Origin of the sequence: Paenirhodobacter sp. CAU 1674 (genome assembly GCF_029222945.1) — a bacterium.
Lineage (GTDB): Bacteria > Pseudomonadota > Alphaproteobacteria > Rhodobacterales > Rhodobacteraceae > Rhodobacter.
On the sequence record NZ_JARHUH010000009.1, the window covers coordinates 141224 to 156989 of the forward strand.

12 protein-coding genes are annotated in these 15766 nt (G+C 64.6%); all 12 read right to left on the reverse strand.

The window, feature by feature from the left end; translation table 11 throughout:
• Position 1: 1 nt before the first annotated feature.
• A complete protein-coding gene (locus P2G62_RS13960; RefSeq protein ID WP_275735514.1) occupies positions 2-1147 on the reverse strand; it encodes a TrbI/VirB10 family protein in 1146 nt (381 codons plus the stop codon).
• Positions 1140-2123, reverse strand: coding sequence for a P-type conjugative transfer protein TrbG (trbG, locus tag P2G62_RS13965; protein WP_275735515.1), 984 nt, complete (start codon positions 2121-2123; stop codon positions 1140-1142). The genes P2G62_RS13960 and trbG overlap by 8 nt, the downstream gene beginning before the upstream one ends.
• Complete coding sequence (gene trbF / locus P2G62_RS13970; protein WP_275735516.1) at positions 2120-2809, reverse strand: conjugal transfer protein TrbF; 690 nt, start codon at positions 2807-2809, stop codon at positions 2120-2122. Before trbF ends, trbG begins: the two co-directional genes overlap by 4 nt.
• The gene (trbL, locus tag P2G62_RS13975) at positions 2806-4158 is read right to left on the reverse strand and encodes a P-type conjugative transfer protein TrbL (protein ID WP_275735517.1); all 1353 of its coding nucleotides are present in this window, start codon (positions 4156-4158) and stop codon (positions 2806-2808) included. The genes trbF and trbL overlap by 4 nt, the downstream gene beginning before the upstream one ends.
• Before the next feature lie 3 nt (positions 4159-4161).
• Positions 4162-4440: a putative entry exclusion protein TrbK-alt gene (gene trbK-alt / locus P2G62_RS13980; protein ID WP_275735518.1), complete on the reverse strand. Its 279-nt coding sequence runs from the start codon at positions 4438-4440 to the stop codon at positions 4162-4164.
• 20 nt (positions 4441-4460) lie between these two features.
• Positions 4461-5243, reverse strand: a complete 783-nt coding sequence (gene trbJ / locus P2G62_RS13985) for a P-type conjugative transfer protein TrbJ (protein ID WP_275735519.1) — start codon at positions 5241-5243, stop codon at positions 4461-4463.
• On the reverse strand, positions 5240-7720 hold the full coding sequence (gene trbE, locus P2G62_RS13990; protein ID WP_275735520.1) for a conjugal transfer protein TrbE: 2481 nt from the start codon (positions 7718-7720) through the stop codon (positions 5240-5242). The genes trbJ and trbE overlap by 4 nt, the downstream gene beginning before the upstream one ends.
• Positions 7721-7734: 14 nt before the next feature.
• The gene (locus P2G62_RS13995; protein WP_275735521.1) at positions 7735-8007 is read right to left on the reverse strand and encodes a VirB3 family type IV secretion system protein; all 273 of its coding nucleotides are present in this window, start codon (positions 8005-8007) and stop codon (positions 7735-7737) included.
• Positions 8007-8318, reverse strand: coding sequence for a TrbC/VirB2 family protein (locus P2G62_RS14000; RefSeq protein ID WP_275735560.1), 312 nt, complete (start codon positions 8316-8318; stop codon positions 8007-8009). The genes P2G62_RS13995 and P2G62_RS14000 overlap by 1 nt, the downstream gene beginning before the upstream one ends.
• Before the next feature lie 17 nt (positions 8319-8335).
• Positions 8336-9334, reverse strand: coding sequence for a P-type conjugative transfer ATPase TrbB (trbB, locus tag P2G62_RS14005; protein WP_275735522.1), 999 nt, complete (start codon positions 9332-9334; stop codon positions 8336-8338).
• Positions 9335-9660: 326 nt separating this feature from the next.
• Entirely contained in the window at positions 9661-12951 is a 3291-nt protein-coding gene (locus P2G62_RS14010) for a DUF499 domain-containing protein (protein ID WP_275735523.1), read from the reverse strand.
• Positions 12952-12961: 10 nt separating this feature from the next.
• Positions 12962-15766: a DUF1156 domain-containing protein gene (locus P2G62_RS14015; protein WP_275735524.1), complete on the reverse strand. Its 2805-nt coding sequence runs from the start codon at positions 15764-15766 to the stop codon at positions 12962-12964.

Genomic DNA, 15766 nt, shown 5'->3' on the forward strand with positions numbered 1-15766 from the left:
GTCATCCTCCGTAGGGTTCGAGCACGAGATCGCGGCTGACGATCACGCGCAGCGGAAAGCCGGGCCGGATAGTCAGTGTTGGCGCGACAGCGAGTTGGCGTTGGACGATCTGCTGGCCGGCATCATTGACCGTGTCCACAGCGCCGTCCTGCAGCGCTTGCAAAAGCCGGTCGTCATCATCGGTGGCGAGCTCCGCGGTGAAAGCGAGAAGCGTGGCAAGCCCTGCGGCCTTGGCCAGATCGCCCCAATGGTGATCGACGCCGTCCTCGAGCCCGGCATAGCCCGCGGCATCGGCGCCCGGCAGGCGTTCGAGCACGATCGAGCGGCCATTGGGGAAGATCAGCCGGTTCCAGACCAACAGCACCCGGCGCTGGCCGAAACTGACGCCATTGTCGTATTCGCCGATGATGCGGGAGCCCTGCGGGATCAGGAGCAGGCTGCCGGTCGGGCTGTCATAGACGTTCTGGGTGACCTGCGCGGTGATCTGTCCCGGAAGATCCGAACGGATGCCGGTGATGAGCGCCGCAGGGATCACCGAGCCCGCCTGAAGGATATAGGGCGAGGCAGGGGCCGCGATACGGTCGGTTGCGACGGTCTGACGATCGACAGACCCATTGAGGAAAGCCCGCTGGCGATCCTGCCCGGCAGCCTCCGCCGCTCCAGACAGCGCTGTGCCAACGCCCCCGAGTCCGGCGCCCCCCTGTGCGCCCGGCCTGGTCTGAAAGAACAATCCGCTGGTGCGGGCTGCATCCATCTCGGCCAGCCGCCTTTGTTCCTCGGGGTCCACGGCAGGGGCATGAATCGTCGGCGTGGCAATCGGTTGGCCGCGTTCCTGCGCGCTGTGGATCGCGCCACCGAGATCGCCGGGAAGCGCCGGCCCGAGGCGCGGCACAGCATCATAGCTGCCGGGCAGGTCCCGCAGCCCATCGGCGGGCTGGCGATTATCGGTGGTGATCAACTCCTCGGGCCGGGCCCCACGATCAGGGCTTTGCAGTGCATAGATCAGCGCACCGCCAATCCCGAGCCCCGCAACGAGGCCAAGACCCGCCAGAACCTTGCGCGAAAGGCGCGTGACCCGGGGCGGATCGGCGCGCAACCGCATCGGCGCGGCGAGATCCTCTTCGGTGCCGGTGCTCGGTTCAGTCATGACCCTGCCCCGCTTTCGGCGCATCGGTGCTTGTCTCCGCCTGCGGTGCGAGGCGCAGGATTTTCACCACCTGCTGGTTACGGCCGCTGCCGAGCCGCAACTCGGCGGCACCGAAGAGCCTGTCGACGATCAGCACGTTGTGATAGATGCGGCTGTTGACGATCTCGGGTTTCCCGTCCGAGCCGAGCACGAAGAGCGGCGGCATCTCGCCCTGTGCAATCCCCGCCGGAAAGACGACATAGACGCGGCGGCCATCATCGAAGACCGAGACCGGACGCCAGGGCGGCGCATCGCCCTGCAGCCCGTAGCGGTGGTTGCGCGCATTGAGCGGCGGGATCGCCGGTGTCGCTGCTGTGACCCGCTGGGGTGACGCGCGGCGCGGATAGGCCCAGGAGACCGCGGGCATCCAGGTTTGCTCGCCCGCGCGCAGCTCGATCAGATAGGTCCGCCGGTCGGTGGAGATCACCAGATTGGTGCTGATGTCGCTGCGCGTCGGTTTGACCAGCACGAGCACGCGGCGCGCGCTGCCCGAGCCGCTCTCGGTATCGCCGATGATCCAGCGGGTCGTATCACCTGCCGCGATCGGACCGGTGCCGGTCAGCGCCTCGCCCGGCTCAAGCGCGATGGTGGTGATCTGGCCGGGCGCGGCATAGACTTGATAGAGCGCCCCTTCCGACCAGGGATAGATCTGGATCGCGTTGAAATACCCGTCCCGGCGCGGTTCGACCCGGGCGGCGGCATTGGCGTTGGTCACCCGGGTCCCGGGCGTCGCGGCGCTGGCCCCGCCCCGGCTCGGGGTCCAGGCCGGCGGGGTGCGCAGGGCGCGGGGTTGATCGTCGGAGGTCGTGGTCCGCGTTGCCGGGAGCGGCGGCACCTCGTCGTCATAGGAAAACTCGAGCGCCGGGCTCGTGGCACAGCCGGCAAGAAGCGAGACGCTCAGCAAGGTCACGACGGGCATGGAAGAGGCGTGGATCATTGGCTCATCTCCCGCGACCAGTTGATCGCGTTGACATATATTCCGAGGGGATTGGCGCGCAGGCGTTCGGGCGTGCGCGGCGGTTGGATCACGATGGTGAGGATGGCGGTCCAGCGCTCGGAGCGGGCGAGTTGGCCGCCCTCGTAATGCCGCTCGCTCCAGGCCACCCGGAAACTGTCGGGTGAGGCACGAATGACCGAGGAAACCTCGACCGAGACCTGTTCCTTGCCGACACGGGTGAACGGGTCGCTTGCCCGGGCATAGTCGTTGAGCGCCACCGCGCCGCGATCGGTGGTGTAATCATAGGCGCGCAGCCAGTTCTGACGCACCACGATCGGATCGGCGGAGAGCCCGCGCACCTCCTCGATGAACCGGGCGAGATGGAAGGCGATCTGCGGATCGGTGGGCCGGTAAGTGGCGGTGGCGGCCTCGACCGCGCGCGCCTCGCCATGGCGGTCGATCTCGACCACCCAAGGCACGATGGTGCCGCGCGCCGATTGCCAGACCAGAGCGGCGGCAAATCCGGCGGAAAGGAAGAGCGAACCGAAGGCCATGAGCCGCCAGTTCCGGGCCTGCACGCGCGCGGAGCCGATACGCTCGTCCCAGACCTGGGCGGCCTTTTGATAGGGCGTTTCCGGTTCCGGGGCCTTGCCGTAATGGGGGGATGAGCGTTTGAAGAAGGTCATGAGCGATCCCTTTCCGAGAGGCTGATGGCGGCGCCGGCGCCATGGCTGTCACCTGCACGCAAGGCATGGCCTGCCGAGGTGATGCCGTGGCTCAGCGCCTGTTTGCGGCGCATGGATTTGGCCCAATCGGGTGGGCCGGACGAGGCCAATGGCGCAGCAGTGGCTGATCCCTCGGCGATGGTTCCCATCGACGAGCTTCCGCCACTGGCGGCAAACCCTGACTTGGCCCCGCTCGAGTAGCTCTCCTTGGCAGCCTCGCCTGCCCGCGTGGCAGCCTTGCGCAACGGCGACGCCGCAGCGGACCCGGCGGCCCGGGCGACCCCGCCCAGCCCCGAGGCCACGCCGGACGCACCGGACTGGCCGATGGAGCCAAGCGAATAGGCGCTCGAGGCAGCACCTGCCGCGCCTATGGCGCCGCGCGATGCGGCGACACCACCAGAAACCGCGGCCCCGGCCCCGCGTGCGGCGAGCATGGCGCCACCGCCGGTGGCGAGGGCCGCTCCGCCCACGGCAAGACCCGTTCCCACCGCCGCGCCCGCGCCAAGTTGCGGCCCGCCCGAGACCAGGCCGGTGGCGATGCCGGGGCCGAATATGCCGAGCCCCAGCAGCGAGAGCGCCGCGAGCACGATGGCCATGGCCTCATCGATGGTCGGGGTCGCACCGCCGAAACCAGCGGTAAACTGCCCGAACAGCGTCGAGCCGATGCCGATGATCACCGCGAGAACCAGCACCTTGATGCCCGAGGAGACGACGTTTCCGAGCACCCGTTCGGCCATGAAGGCAGTCTTGCCGAACAGGCCGAAGGGGATGAGCACGAAGCCCGCGAGCGTCGTCAGCTTGAACTCGATGAGAGTGACGAAGAGCTGCACCGCGAGGATGAAGAAGGCGAGCAGCACCAGCGCCCAGGCGAAGAGCAGACAGGCGATCTGGACGAAATTCTCGAAGAAGGAAACGAAGCCCATCAGGTCGGAAATGCTCTCGAGGAGCGGCCGACCGGCATCGAGCCCGGTCTGGGCCACCTGCCCCGGACGCAAGAGATCGCTGGCAGAAAAGCTCGTGCCCGACCCCATCAGCCCGAGCCCGGCGAAACTGTTGAAGACGATCTGCGCGAGACTGTTCCAGTTCGAGATCAGATAGGCGAAGGCCCCGACGAAGAGCGTCTTTTTCACCAGCCGGGCAAGGATGTCGTCATCGGCGCCCCAGGCCCAGAAGAGCGCGGCGAGCGTCACGTCGATCACGATCAGCGTGGTGGCGATGAAGGCCACCTCGTTGCCCAGAAGCCCGAAGCCACTATCGATATAAGAGGTGAAGACCCCAAGGAAGTCGTCGATAACGCCGGTGCCGCCCATGGATCAGCGCTCCGCGTCCCGAGACCCGGTATCGCGTCCGAGGAAGCGGTCGCGGGTCTCGGTCCAGATCGCCATGCAGTCGGGATCTTTGGCGGCGGCTTCGCCCATCTGCTGGCAGCGGCGCTGCCCCTCGCGCAGGGGATCGGCGGGGGTGATTGATGGTGCTGCGGAGATTGCGCGCGCCGGCTCATCTTCCTGCCAGCGCATCGCGATCAACGAGGCGGTGAGCGCGACGGCCAGAAGCGCAACCGCCGCGACCCGGGTGAGTGTCCTGCTGTCCATGCGTCCCCTGCCCCTCGAGCTCAGTTGTGAAACATCTGGACGGAGCCCGGCTGATAGCCGGTGCCGGGGGTCAGGAACCGCTCGCGCTGAACCCGCCCCTGCTCGGCGGCGGCGGCGCGTTCCGCCTCGGCCAGCGCCTCGGCCCGGCCGTTGGCGGCCGTGACGGCGGTGAGATCGGCGATCTGCTGGGCTTGCAGCGCGAGGAGCTGGTTGCCCGCCTGCGTGGCCTGCAGCGCACCGACCGCGCTCTGGCTTTCGCCCACGAGGGCGGAGAGCTGGGCGCGCTGCGCATCGATATTGCCGACCACACCGGCCTGCACGCGCATCGCATCCTGCAGCCCGCCCACCGTGTTGCCCCAGCGGGTGCGGGCGTCGGAGAGGAGCTGCGCATCGCTCGAGGACAGCGGGATATTGGCATAGTCCTGTTGGAACATCTGGTCGATCTGCTGCACGTCGAAGGCGATGTTCTGCGCCTCGGAGAGGAGCGTGCGGGTGCGATCGACATTCTGCTGCAGCGCACTCAGGGCCGAATAGGGCAGGCTCGTCAGGTTGCGGGCCTGGTTGATCAGCATCTGCGCTTCGTTCTGAAGCTGTGAGATCTGGTTGTTGATCTGCTCCAGCGCGCGCGCCGCGGTGAGCAGGTTCTCGGCATGGTTGGTCGGATCGTAGACGATCCCGCCGAAGCCGAAGAGCGCATGCGCCGGCGGCGCCAGAAGCGGTGAGGCGCCCAGCAGCCCGGCGAGCGCCAGCGCGAGCATCGAGACACGGGGGAGTTTGAAACGGGCAAGAGTGTTGGGGATCATGATGTCACCTCCTGATCGGGTTGGGGTTGTCGAAGGGCCTCGGCCTCGGGCGCGAGGTTGGTGAGCTCCGGGATGAGATCGGCGGCCCAGTCGACCCCGCGGGCGCGCAGCCAGGCGGTGAGAAAACCCTCTGCCCCGACCTCGGCGAGGATCTGGCTGATGTGGGCCTGATCGGATTTGGAGGAGGCGGCGCAGAGCGCGAGGCCGACCTCGCTGAGGCCAAGCTCGAAGAGCCGGTTGCCGCGTCGCGACTGGCAATAGTAGTCCCGCTTGGGGGTGGCCCGCGCGAGGATCTCGATCTGCCGGTCGTTGAGCCCGAAGCGGCGGTAGATCGCGGTGATCTGCGGCTCGATGGCGCGCTCATTGGGCAGCAAGAGCCGCGTCGGGCAACTTTCGATGATGGCCGGCGCAATGGGCGAAGTGTCGATATCCGACAGCGACTGCGTTGCAAAAACGACCGAGGCGCTCTTCTTGCGCAGGGTCTTGAGCCATTCCCGGAGCTGGCCCGCGAAGCTTTCGTCATCGAGCACGAGCCACCCCTCGTCGATGATGAGCAACGTGGGGCGCCCGTCGAGTTGATCGCCGATGCGGTGGAAGAGGTAGGAGAGCACGGCGGGCGCGGCCGCAGTGCCCACCAGCCCCTCGATCTCGAAGGCCTGCATCGAGGCTGTTCCGAGGTTTTCCGCCTCGGCATCGAGCAGGCGACCATGGGCCCCACCCAGGCAATAGGGGCGTAGGGCCTGTTTGAGGTCGTTCGATTGCAGGAGCACGGCCAACCCGGTGAGTGTGCGCTCACCGACCGGGGCGGAGGCAAGCGAGGTCAGCGCGGTCCAGAGATGTTCTTTCACCTCCGGGGTGATCGTGATCCCTTCGCGAGCCAGGATCGCGGCGATCCAGTCGGCAGCCCAGGCGCGTTCGGGGGGCGCGTCGATCCGAGCCAGGGGCTGCAGCGCCACGGAGGTGTCATCCCCTTCCGTCAAGTCTCCGCCCAGATCGTGCCAGTCCCCGCCCATGGCCAGCGCCGCGGCCCGGATCGAGCCGCCGAAATCGAAGGCAAAGACCTGCGCCATGGCGTAGCGGCGAAACTGCAGCGCCATGGCGGCGAGCAGCACCGACTTGCCCGCGCCAGTCGGCCCCACCACCAGCGTGTGACCGACATCGCCGACATGGAGCGAAAAGCGGAAGGGGGTCGATCCCTCGGTCTTGCCGTAAAGCAGAGGCGGCGCCTTGAAATGCGCATCCTCGGCATCGCCCGCCCAGATCGCCGAAAGCGGGATCATATGGGCGAGGTTCAGGGTCGAGATCGGCGGCTGGCGGACATTGGCATAGGCATGGCCGGGCAGCGAACCCAGCCAGGCATCGACCGCGTTGATCGTCTCGACCATGGCGGTGAAATCCCGGCCCTGGATAACCTTCTCGACCAGTCGCAGTTTCTCGTCGGCCAGGCGCGGATCCTCATCCCAGACGGTGATGCTGGCGGTGACATAGGCCTGTCCGGCGATGTCGGCGCCGAGCTCCTGCAGCGCGAGATCGGCATCGGCCGCCTTGTTCGCCGCATCGGTGTCGACCAGCGCAGATTGCTCGTTGGTCATCACCTCGCGCAGGATGGCGGCGATGCTCTTGCGCTTGGCAAACCACTGCCGGCGCACCTTGGTGACCATCCGCGTGGCCTCGAGCTTGTCCATCAGGATCGCGCGGGTCGACCAGCGATAGGGAAAGGCCAGCCGGTTCAGCTCATCGAGGATGCCGGGCGTCGTCGCGGTCGGAAAGCCGGTGATGGTGAGAACGCGCAGATGCGCCCGGCCGAGCTGCGGCTCCAGCCCACCGGTGAGCGGCTGATCGGCGAGCAGAGCGTCGAGATAGATCGGCACCTCGGGAACGCGCAGGCGCTGGCGATTGGTGGAGATGGTCGAATGCAGGTAGGTGAGCACCTCGCCATCGTCGAGCCAGCGGCATTCCGGCATGAAACCCTCGAGCAGTGCCAGCACCCGGTCGGAACGGTCGATGAACCCGCGCAGGATCTCATGGGCATCCACGCCGGAGTGCTCGCGCCCCTCATAAAGCCAGGTCTCGGCCCGCGCCGCATCTTCGGCGGGCGGCAGATAGAGCAGCGTCAGGTAATAGCCCGAGATGAAATGCATCCCCTGCTCCTCGAAGGCGGCCTTGCGTTCGGCATCGAGCAGCGCCGAGGCGGGATCGGGGAAGCGGCTCTCGGGATAGGTCGCGGCCTCGGAGCGCTGCGCCTCGACGAAGATCGCCCAACCCGAGCCGAGCCGGCGCAGGGCGTTGTTGAGCCGCCCGGCGACTGCGACCAGTTCCGCCGCCACCGCGCTGTCGAGGTCAGGCCCGCGAAACTGCGCCGTGCGCTGGAAGCTGCCGTCCTTGTTCAGCACGACGCCCTTGGCCACCAGCGCCGCCCAGGGAAGGTAATCGGCCAGACGCGCCCCGCGGGGACGGTATTCGGAGAGGTTCATCACGCCCCTGCCCTCCTTCAGACCTGCAGATGCCCGGGCAGGCGCAGATGCCTGCGCCCGACCTCGACGAAGAGCGGATCGCGCCGCGCGGCCCAGACCGCTGCCGCGTGCCCCAGAAGCGCAATCGCGATCCCCACCAGCCAAAGCTGGAGCCCGAGGCCGATGGCCCCGGCCAGCGTGCCGTTCAAGATCGCGAAAGCGCGCGGCGCCCCGCCGAGCAGGATCGGCTCGGTCAACGCGCGGTGGACCGGCACGGAAAAGCCCGGCACCTCGGAGAGCTGCTCCAGCATCAGATCAGCGCCCCGCCGCCGAAGCTGAAGAAGCTCAGGAAGAAGGAGCTGGCGGCAAAGGCGATGGAGATACCGAAGACGATCTGGATCAGGCGGCGAAAGCCCCCCGAAGTATCGCCGAAGGCCAGCGCGAGGCCGGTGGTGATGATGATGATCACCGCGACGATCTTGGCGACCGGCCCCTCGATCGACTCGAGGATGCTTTGCAGCGGCGCCTCCCAGGGCATGGACGAGCCCGAGGCCCGGGCCGGCTGGGCGAGCACGAGGCTCACCCATGCGAAAGTGGCAGCAGTCGCTACATGGCGAGGCATATGAAGGGGGTTCGGGATCATGCGCTGTCTCCTGTTTCGTGAGCGGTGGAAGTCGGGAATTCGGCCGGGAAAACCCGGTAATCGCCATCGGCGCCGAGACCTTCGACCCGGGCGAGTTCGACGAGGCGGCGCGCCCCGCCGCGACCGGCGAGAACGGCGACAAAGTCGATGGTCTCCGCGATCAGGGCGCGAGGCACGGTGACCACGGCTTCCTGAATGAGCTGTTCCATGCGGTGCAGGGCCCCGAGCGCGGAGCCCGCATGAATGGTGCCGATGCCGCCCGGATGGCCGGTGCCCCAGGCTTTCAGGAGATCGAGCGCCTCGGCACCGCGCACCTCGCCAATCGGGATACGGTCGGGCCGCAGGCGCAACGACGAGCGCACCAGATCGGAGAGCGAGGCCACGCCATCCTTGGTGCGCAAGGCAACGAGATTGGGCGCGGCGCATTGCAGCTCGCGCGTATCCTCGATGATGACCACACGCTCCTGCGTGCGCGCCAATTCGGCGAGAAGCGCATTGGTCAGTGTGGTCTTGCCGGTCGAGGTGCCGCCCGCAACCAGGATATTGGCGCGCCCGGCAACGGCAGCCCGCAAGACTTGGGCCTGTTCGGGCGTCATCACTTCGGACGCGACGTAGTCATCGAGCGTGAAAACCGCGACCGCCGGTTTGCGGATCGCGAAGGCTGGGGCCGCGACCACGGGCGGCAGCAACCCCTCGAACCTCTCGCCAGTCTCGGGCAATTCTGCTGAGACCCGCGGCGCGCCGGCATGGACCTCGGCCCCGACATGGTGCGCAACAAGACGAACGATACGCTCGCCATCGGCGGGCGAAAGCGTTTCGCCAGTGTCGGCCAGGCCCTCGGACAGCCGGTCGATCCAGAGCCGCCCGTCGGGGTTGAGCATCACCTCGACGGTCATGGGGTCTTCCATAAACCGGGCGATCGCCGGCCCGAGCGCGGTGCGCAGCATCCGCGCGCCTCTCTCGATCGCTTCTGGTCGCCGGTCGTGCGCCGCCATGTCGTCCCCGTTCCTTTGCCGGACGCCTCCAACAGGCAGCCCTGGATCGGGATCGATTAAGAAAGCCGGAACTGGCGCCGGTTCAACAGATGTTCAGGTGGCGTAGGGTCGTGGCGTGCAACGACAGGAGAACGGCGGCGTCATTGAAATCGGTTCCCTTCTGCTTGCATCAACAAACAGACCTGCCTCGCGGCATAAAATGCCCCCCCGAGCGCGGATCACACGGGGAAATGAGCTCACGATGAAATCGACTTCGCATCCTGACCCAGTCGTAAGACAACACCATTAAAACCAAGCACATGGCATGCAGCAGAAGGACTGCCGGACTATTTCACGTCCTTATCAATAAAATTCAACGTCGTAGCGTTCTCGATCAGCGTTCTTACCTTGGCTCGATCGAGGCCCGATGGCACATCCGCATCGATTTCCAGTTTGATCGATACATCCGCCCCAGGCATCGTCGTCAGTTGCTCAATAATAGCTTCGACGACTTGGTGGATATCTCGCGCGGGGCGCTCAGGAGAGATCATCACGACGCCATGGAATTGTGTCGGGCTCCTCTCTGCAGGTGGCGTCTGGATCGAGCCAGAGAACGGTGGCACAGCCGATACCGCAGCATCAATCTCCTCTGGTTTTGTCGGAGTCGGTGCCGGTTCGAGCTTTTGCCTATGTTTTTCCGCCATTTCCGCATTGACGATGACGGTTTCACTATCGATCACCACTTGGCCATTAGAGGCTCCAGAGATTTCCAAACCTATATAGCGATCATTTTCTTTATCCCAACGCTCGGCATAAGCGAACGGTCCGGGCAACATCCCACTGACTGCGGCATGCACCGCTTTCGTCAATACGGATCGGTTTTTCACTCTTGGCAGATAGGTGTAGCGGTTCAGATATTCCCACAGGTCCTTGAGATGCAAATGGGGCTTCCCATTCCAAATGTATTTCTCAAGTTGCCGGTTCAGATTGTCCGGCCCAAGTTCAGGCCAAATCCCCTGATCACTCACCAGTTTCTTGCTTGCCCGCGCGAGCAATCCGTCTTGGGCAGGAACCTTGACCGATACCCATTCCACCTCTGATTGAGCGCTCTCTTGGACTGGATAAATCAAGTAGCACCAGGCTTCTTTCATTCGCGTCTTCAGGGTCTCTCTTGCTTCTTTCAACTTGGTTTCAGCAAGCGCGCTGTCGCTCTGAGTAAGATTCAATCTCTTGGTTTCATGGACAATTTCAGCCCAGGCTAGAGTCGCACGCTGCGCTGCATTCAGATTTTCAAGTTGACGCTGCTCAGCTGCAAGAAAGACCAACATGTTGCGGTAAACACGGGGCGTGCTCCCGCGCTGCATCATAATATCCTTGGCCTCGGCAAGTGCTTCCGATCCTTCCCGTCCGGTATGTGGGTGGGCAACCCCCAACACTACGGCCCGGACCCCTCCGGCTTCGTCAGGGACATCGGATGAACTGCCCGGAGCGACCTGAACCGTGTCGAAGTGCCCACGATCAGGAAGGCCATTGATATAGGCGACCAGCGCCTTGTCAATTTCGTGGAGAACCAGCGCATCTTCGAGTTGCGCCGCGCGATCTGCAGCAAGACGATTGAGACTTGCCGACATCGAATACCAGTAGCGACCAAGATCGCTGTGCATAAACTTGGCTTGGTTCGCCAACCGCCGCAACGCATCGCCGAAAATCGCGGGCCTCTCGCCGGGTTGAACAACACCCAGATTGATCTGCTTATCATCGAGGCCCTTGTTTTCCTGACCATGCGTCGGAGATGTGCCCATGAACACCGCCCGTGCCACACGGCGGGTCGCGGAATAGCGGTTCAGGTTCGGTGCCGCCTGATCCACCTTGTATGGGGTAGACGTCACCCCATCGACATCGGCCGCGATAATCGATTGCCAGCTCGCATCGAGGTAATGCAGCAGTTCCGGCTCGACGCGGGCCGAGCTGATTGCCACGCTGCCCGGCATAATCATCACCGAGGGATCGTTCCCCATCCAGAGTTCATGGATGACCTGCGCCATCAGACGCAGCACGCCCCGGGTCCTTTGAAATTTCTCCAAGGACCCCCAACTCGTATAGAGTTGGTCGAAAAGTTCCGGGTGGATCGGATAGGCCTTTTCCAGTTTCCGGCGATAGTCCTCGTCCGCGACCCCTTGAGGAAACGCATCGGAATCCTCGCGGTAAAGCTTGGCGAACTGCTTCAACGTGTTGTCCCGGTGATGGAACTTGTCTCCGGGGATCTCCTTGAACAGACGGCGCCGAACGATTTCGTAGCTTTCCTCTTGGCTTGCCGGTCGCCACGATGACTCGACCCGGCTGAAGGTCTGTTTCAACCGCGCCAGCGCCTCTTGCCCACCTTCGCCACCGACCTCAATCTGCGATGCCGGCAGAGACGCCACGAGAAGCACACCGGGGCTTGCCTTCACCGCCTCGGTCAATGACTGCACGAAAGACAGGTTCGCGTCGAACGACCCCGATGGCAGCCCCTCGACCTTGTAGATCTGGCGCAGATAGGCCACCCATTCGTCGATCAGGATCAGCGCAGGGGCACATTTCTTGAACAGCGCTTCAAGCAGGCTCGAGCCGGGGGCGATACCCCGCTCGTCATTTTCTGCCAGCATGTCATAGGCCTCGGCACCGCCGAGCTGCCAGGCCAGCTCCCCCCATGTCGTCCTGATCTTACGCCCGCCTTCCAGCGAAATCACGTCCTGCGGCCCGCGGGAGGTGCCGACCAGCACCGCGCGGTTGACCTTGGCCGGCACGGTCAGCTTGTTGCGCGACATCAGCTGATCGAGCCCCGGCAGATCCTCCACCGACGTGCCGCCAACCATGTGGTAAAGCGCCAGCATGGAGTGGGTCTTGCCGCCCCCGAAATTCGTCTGCAACTCGACGACCGGATCGCCCCCCTTGCCGTTCAATCGCTTGGCTGCGCCGATCAAAAGCGTGCTCAGACCATCGGTCAGATAGGTGCGTGAAAAGAACTCTCGCGGGTTGCGGTATTCCGAAGGCGCGCTGCCTTCATGCACCTTCGCCAGATCCGCCGCGAATTCCGCCTGCTGGAAATCGCCGGTCGCAACGTCCTGGTGCGGCTCGACGACCTCGCGCCACGGCAACAGCCCGCCGACCGTTTCCACAGAGATCTCGCTTCGCGACGTCTTCCGGCGTTCCTCGTTGCGCGCCAGCTCGGCATATTTGGTCCGCAGGATCGTGTCCCGCGAGGCGGCGATCTTCTCGGCCGCGTCCTTGGCGCTCACAGACTCCAACAGACGGCGCATGGTGTCGAGCGCGCGCTCGGCATCGTCGTAGGTGAAGGTCTCGTTATGAGAAAGCCTGTTGCGCACCTCGAGCAGCTCGGAAACATAGGACCGCTCGGGGAAGCCCAGCACGTTGGCGAAAGCCTCTTTCCAGAAGGCCATCATCGCCTTGAGCAGCCCCTGCTGATCCCAGTTGACGGCACCCGAGCTGTTGGGCCTCAAGCCCGAAACCCGCTCGACCACCTGCACCTGCCAATGCCCGGTGAGCGAGCTTTCCAGACGCTTTTCGACGAAAGGGGTCAGGGCATCGGGCAGAAGCTCCATCCCCTCGAACACATGCTGACGCGTAGATTTGGCCATAATTCCCCCCTCAAACCTCAAATCTCATTTGCCGGTCCCGACCTTCCAGCGAAACCGTGGCAGCCATCTGGCTCAAATCGGACCAATCCGCGATCAGCGCGTTATAGGCCGTCGCTTCCGATGCCTCGCGGCGCTTGTTGGCGGCGATGTCGTAAAGCACATAGGCCAGATCCTTCGCCGCCTCCGCCTTCGAGCCGTAGCGTTTGAGCAGCGCCGCAGCGTCATGCGAAAGCCCCTCTTTCTCGTGCAGGCGCACGAGATATTGCAGGCATTCCCAGATCGTCAGGTGATCGTCGTCTTCGGGCGACCAGTCCGGGTCCAGCTCGGCCCGTTTCAAAAGCCGCACCTTCCCCGCCGCCGCCTCGACGATGCCGGCATGTTTCACCGCCTCGACCGAGATCCCCCGCGCGCGGGCGAGGTTGTCGGCCACGCCATACTCGCCCTTGCCCATGCCGTGCTGCTCGAACCAGGTGATGGCAAAGCGCGTATCGGCGTCGAAATCGCCCTGAATGCCGCCCAGGTAGTCGTCGAGCTCGGCATTGATCAGCTGCAGCGCGGTCTTGACGCTCATCGGGCTGTCATCGGCCTCGAGCACGGCCGTGTAGCGCGAGAAGACGCCCATGCCGGGGCCGATGGCCGATTGCGGCATGTCGGCCGGGGCGATGTTGGCGGCCTGAAGCTCGGCGATGGCCGGGGGGATTTCCCGGCGCAGCGCGCGCAGGAACTCGGCGCGGGTGATGGTCTCGGCCGTGGCTTCCTTCTTGCGGCAGACGAGGACGACCGAATTGGCGAGGGCGTTGGTGCCCGAGGCGATCATCCGGTTTGCCATTTCGGTGCGCATCGGCCAAGTGCCAACAACGGCATAGCCCGCCTCGACGACGGCTTGCAGGAAGGTGGCCCAGCCGGTGGAGCTGATGCCTTCGTCTTTGACCTCGCTCTGCTTGAAAGCGTAGTAGATCGACGCAGGAAACTCTTCTGATGATTGCGAGGCCATATTTGCGATGGCACTCCGCATCCCGCCGAGAAAGAATACTTCAGCAGCCTCTTTCCCACCATGGCGATACGGTGTGGCAACGAGCTCATCGGCTTTTGGTGTTGCCAACAGCGAGAAGAGATCGGGATAAATCTCGCGCAGGGCCCGCCGGAGCCAAACGAAAAGGAAATCGGACAGATCGGCATACCCAATGTTGTCGTAGTAGGGCGGGTCGCTCGATATCACTTTTCCGGCGGCGATCTTTTGCGCTTGCGCATTTTCCTGCACCAATGCGCCCTCGGAAGACGCAGGCAAAACTGATACCGCCAGTGAAACCCACTTTACGCTGGGCTCCCATGCGCCTGACGATGAGCAGAAAACATTACCCTCACCAAAATCCCAAGTCATGGGAATAGCTTGTCGAGCGAATGTGTTCCGCAGTTGTAGCTTGGTTGAACTCGAGTCCCAAGTCGCAATTGAGGTGTGCCGGTCAGCAACCTTGTTCACAACCATACCTAGATACACGCTCACCGCCTCGGCGTAGGCTTTGGCGCCTTTGCCGCCGTCGCGGAGCGGGGTTTCGGAGGGGGAGAGGCCGGCGGAGAGCGCGTCCGCCTCGATCTGCGCCCGCGCCTCATGCACCAGATCACTGAACGTGTTCAGCGCAACAAGCTGCCGGTCGGTGAACAGTTTGCCGAAAGTATCCAGCCCGTAATCCACCGTCCAGAAATTGCGTGGATCGTTCGGCAAGGGCGTTTCCGGCGACCATTCCGGCTTTGCAGACAACGCCAGATCGACATGCTCGGACAATGGTTCGACATAGGCCCGGCTCCGGTTTCCCTCGGCCACGATGGCGATCAGCGTCTGCCCCATCTCGCCGGACCGGCCCTTGGACTTCACATAGTCGGGCGTGATCGCCGTATCCGAGATCAAGCAGCGGAAGTTTGCCCCGCGCCCAGCCTTCGTTCCCTCTTTCGCCGCTTCCAACTCAGCCTTGGTCCCGCCATGCCGGATGCGATAGCTGATCGTCTTGGCCTGCCTGTCCACGATGGGCTCGATCCAGGCCTCTTTGCCAGTCTTCGACGACAACAGGAAGCTCGACGCGATCGGAACCTGCACATCGGCAAAGGCCGGGTCCGGGCTCGGCACCGTGCGTGCCCAGATCCAGGCGATCACGGTGGCCTTGCCGCCACCATATTCCTTCGGCAGCTCCACCTGCGGGTAGAGATGCCCGATACGCTCCCAGGCCTTTTCGCGCATCCATTCGCCGTAGTGTTTCACATCCTCGGCCAGCCCTTCGGCATTGCGGTAAAACGACCGCTCCTTGATGCCGGGGTGGATGGGGGGCATGTCCTTGAACTTCGGCGGGATCTCGATCATCGCCTTGCCGATCATCACCGCCACCGGGTTCAGGTCGGACCCATAGGCGGGCAGGCCCAGCCGCTGCGCCTCGAGCGGGATCGACCCGCCGCCCGAGAACGGGTCATAGACCGGGGGCAACTCGCCGCCACAGCTGCGCCGGATCTCGGCCCGGGCGCGCTCGAGCACCTCTTCGTTGGTCGAGTTTTCCCATTTCACCAGATCCTCGATGATGGCGAACAGCCGCTTGCGCTCGGCCTCCTGCGCCTCGGGCGTGGGGAATTCTTCCGGCAGGCTCGAGGGATCGTCGACCAGCTGCGCAAACAGCACCGCCCGCGCCGCCGCCAGAGGCCGGCGCGCCCACCACAGGTGCAGGGTGGAGGGATGCCCGTGCCGGATCGACTTTTCCCGCGCCGAGGCCGCATTGATCGCCTCGAGCGGAATGGCGACTTCGATGAGTTTCTTCTTGTAGGGTTGGGACAC

Excerpts from the sequence above, each read along its gene's own strand:
- P2G62_RS13960 (WP_275735514.1), bottom strand. The coding sequence starts at position 1,147 with ATGACTGAACCGAGCACCGGCACCGAAGAGGATCTCGCCGCGCCGATG.
- trbG (WP_275735515.1), bottom strand. The coding sequence starts at position 2,123 with ATGATCCACGCCTCTTCCATGCCCGTCGTGACCTTGCTGAGCGTCTCG.
- trbF (WP_275735516.1), bottom strand. The coding sequence starts at position 2,809 with ATGACCTTCTTCAAACGCTCATCCCCCCATTACGGCAAGGCCCCGGAA.
- trbL (WP_275735517.1), bottom strand. The coding sequence starts at position 4,158 with ATGGGCGGCACCGGCGTTATCGACGACTTCCTTGGGGTCTTCACCTCT.
- trbK-alt (WP_275735518.1), bottom strand. The coding sequence starts at position 4,440 with ATGGACAGCAGGACACTCACCCGGGTCGCGGCGGTTGCGCTTCTGGCC.
- trbJ (WP_275735519.1), bottom strand. The coding sequence starts at position 5,243 with ATGATCCCCAACACTCTTGCCCGTTTCAAACTCCCCCGTGTCTCGATG.
- P2G62_RS13995 (WP_275735521.1), bottom strand. The coding sequence starts at position 8,007 with ATGCTGGAGCAGCTCTCCGAGGTGCCGGGCTTTTCCGTGCCGGTCCAC.
- P2G62_RS14000 (WP_275735560.1), bottom strand. The coding sequence starts at position 8,318 with ATGCCTCGCCATGTAGCGACTGCTGCCACTTTCGCATGGGTGAGCCTC.
- trbB (WP_275735522.1), bottom strand. The coding sequence starts at position 9,334 with ATGGCGGCGCACGACCGGCGACCAGAAGCGATCGAGAGAGGCGCGCGG.
- P2G62_RS14010 (WP_275735523.1), bottom strand. The coding sequence starts at position 12,951 with ATGGCCAAATCTACGCGTCAGCATGTGTTCGAGGGGATGGAGCTTCTG.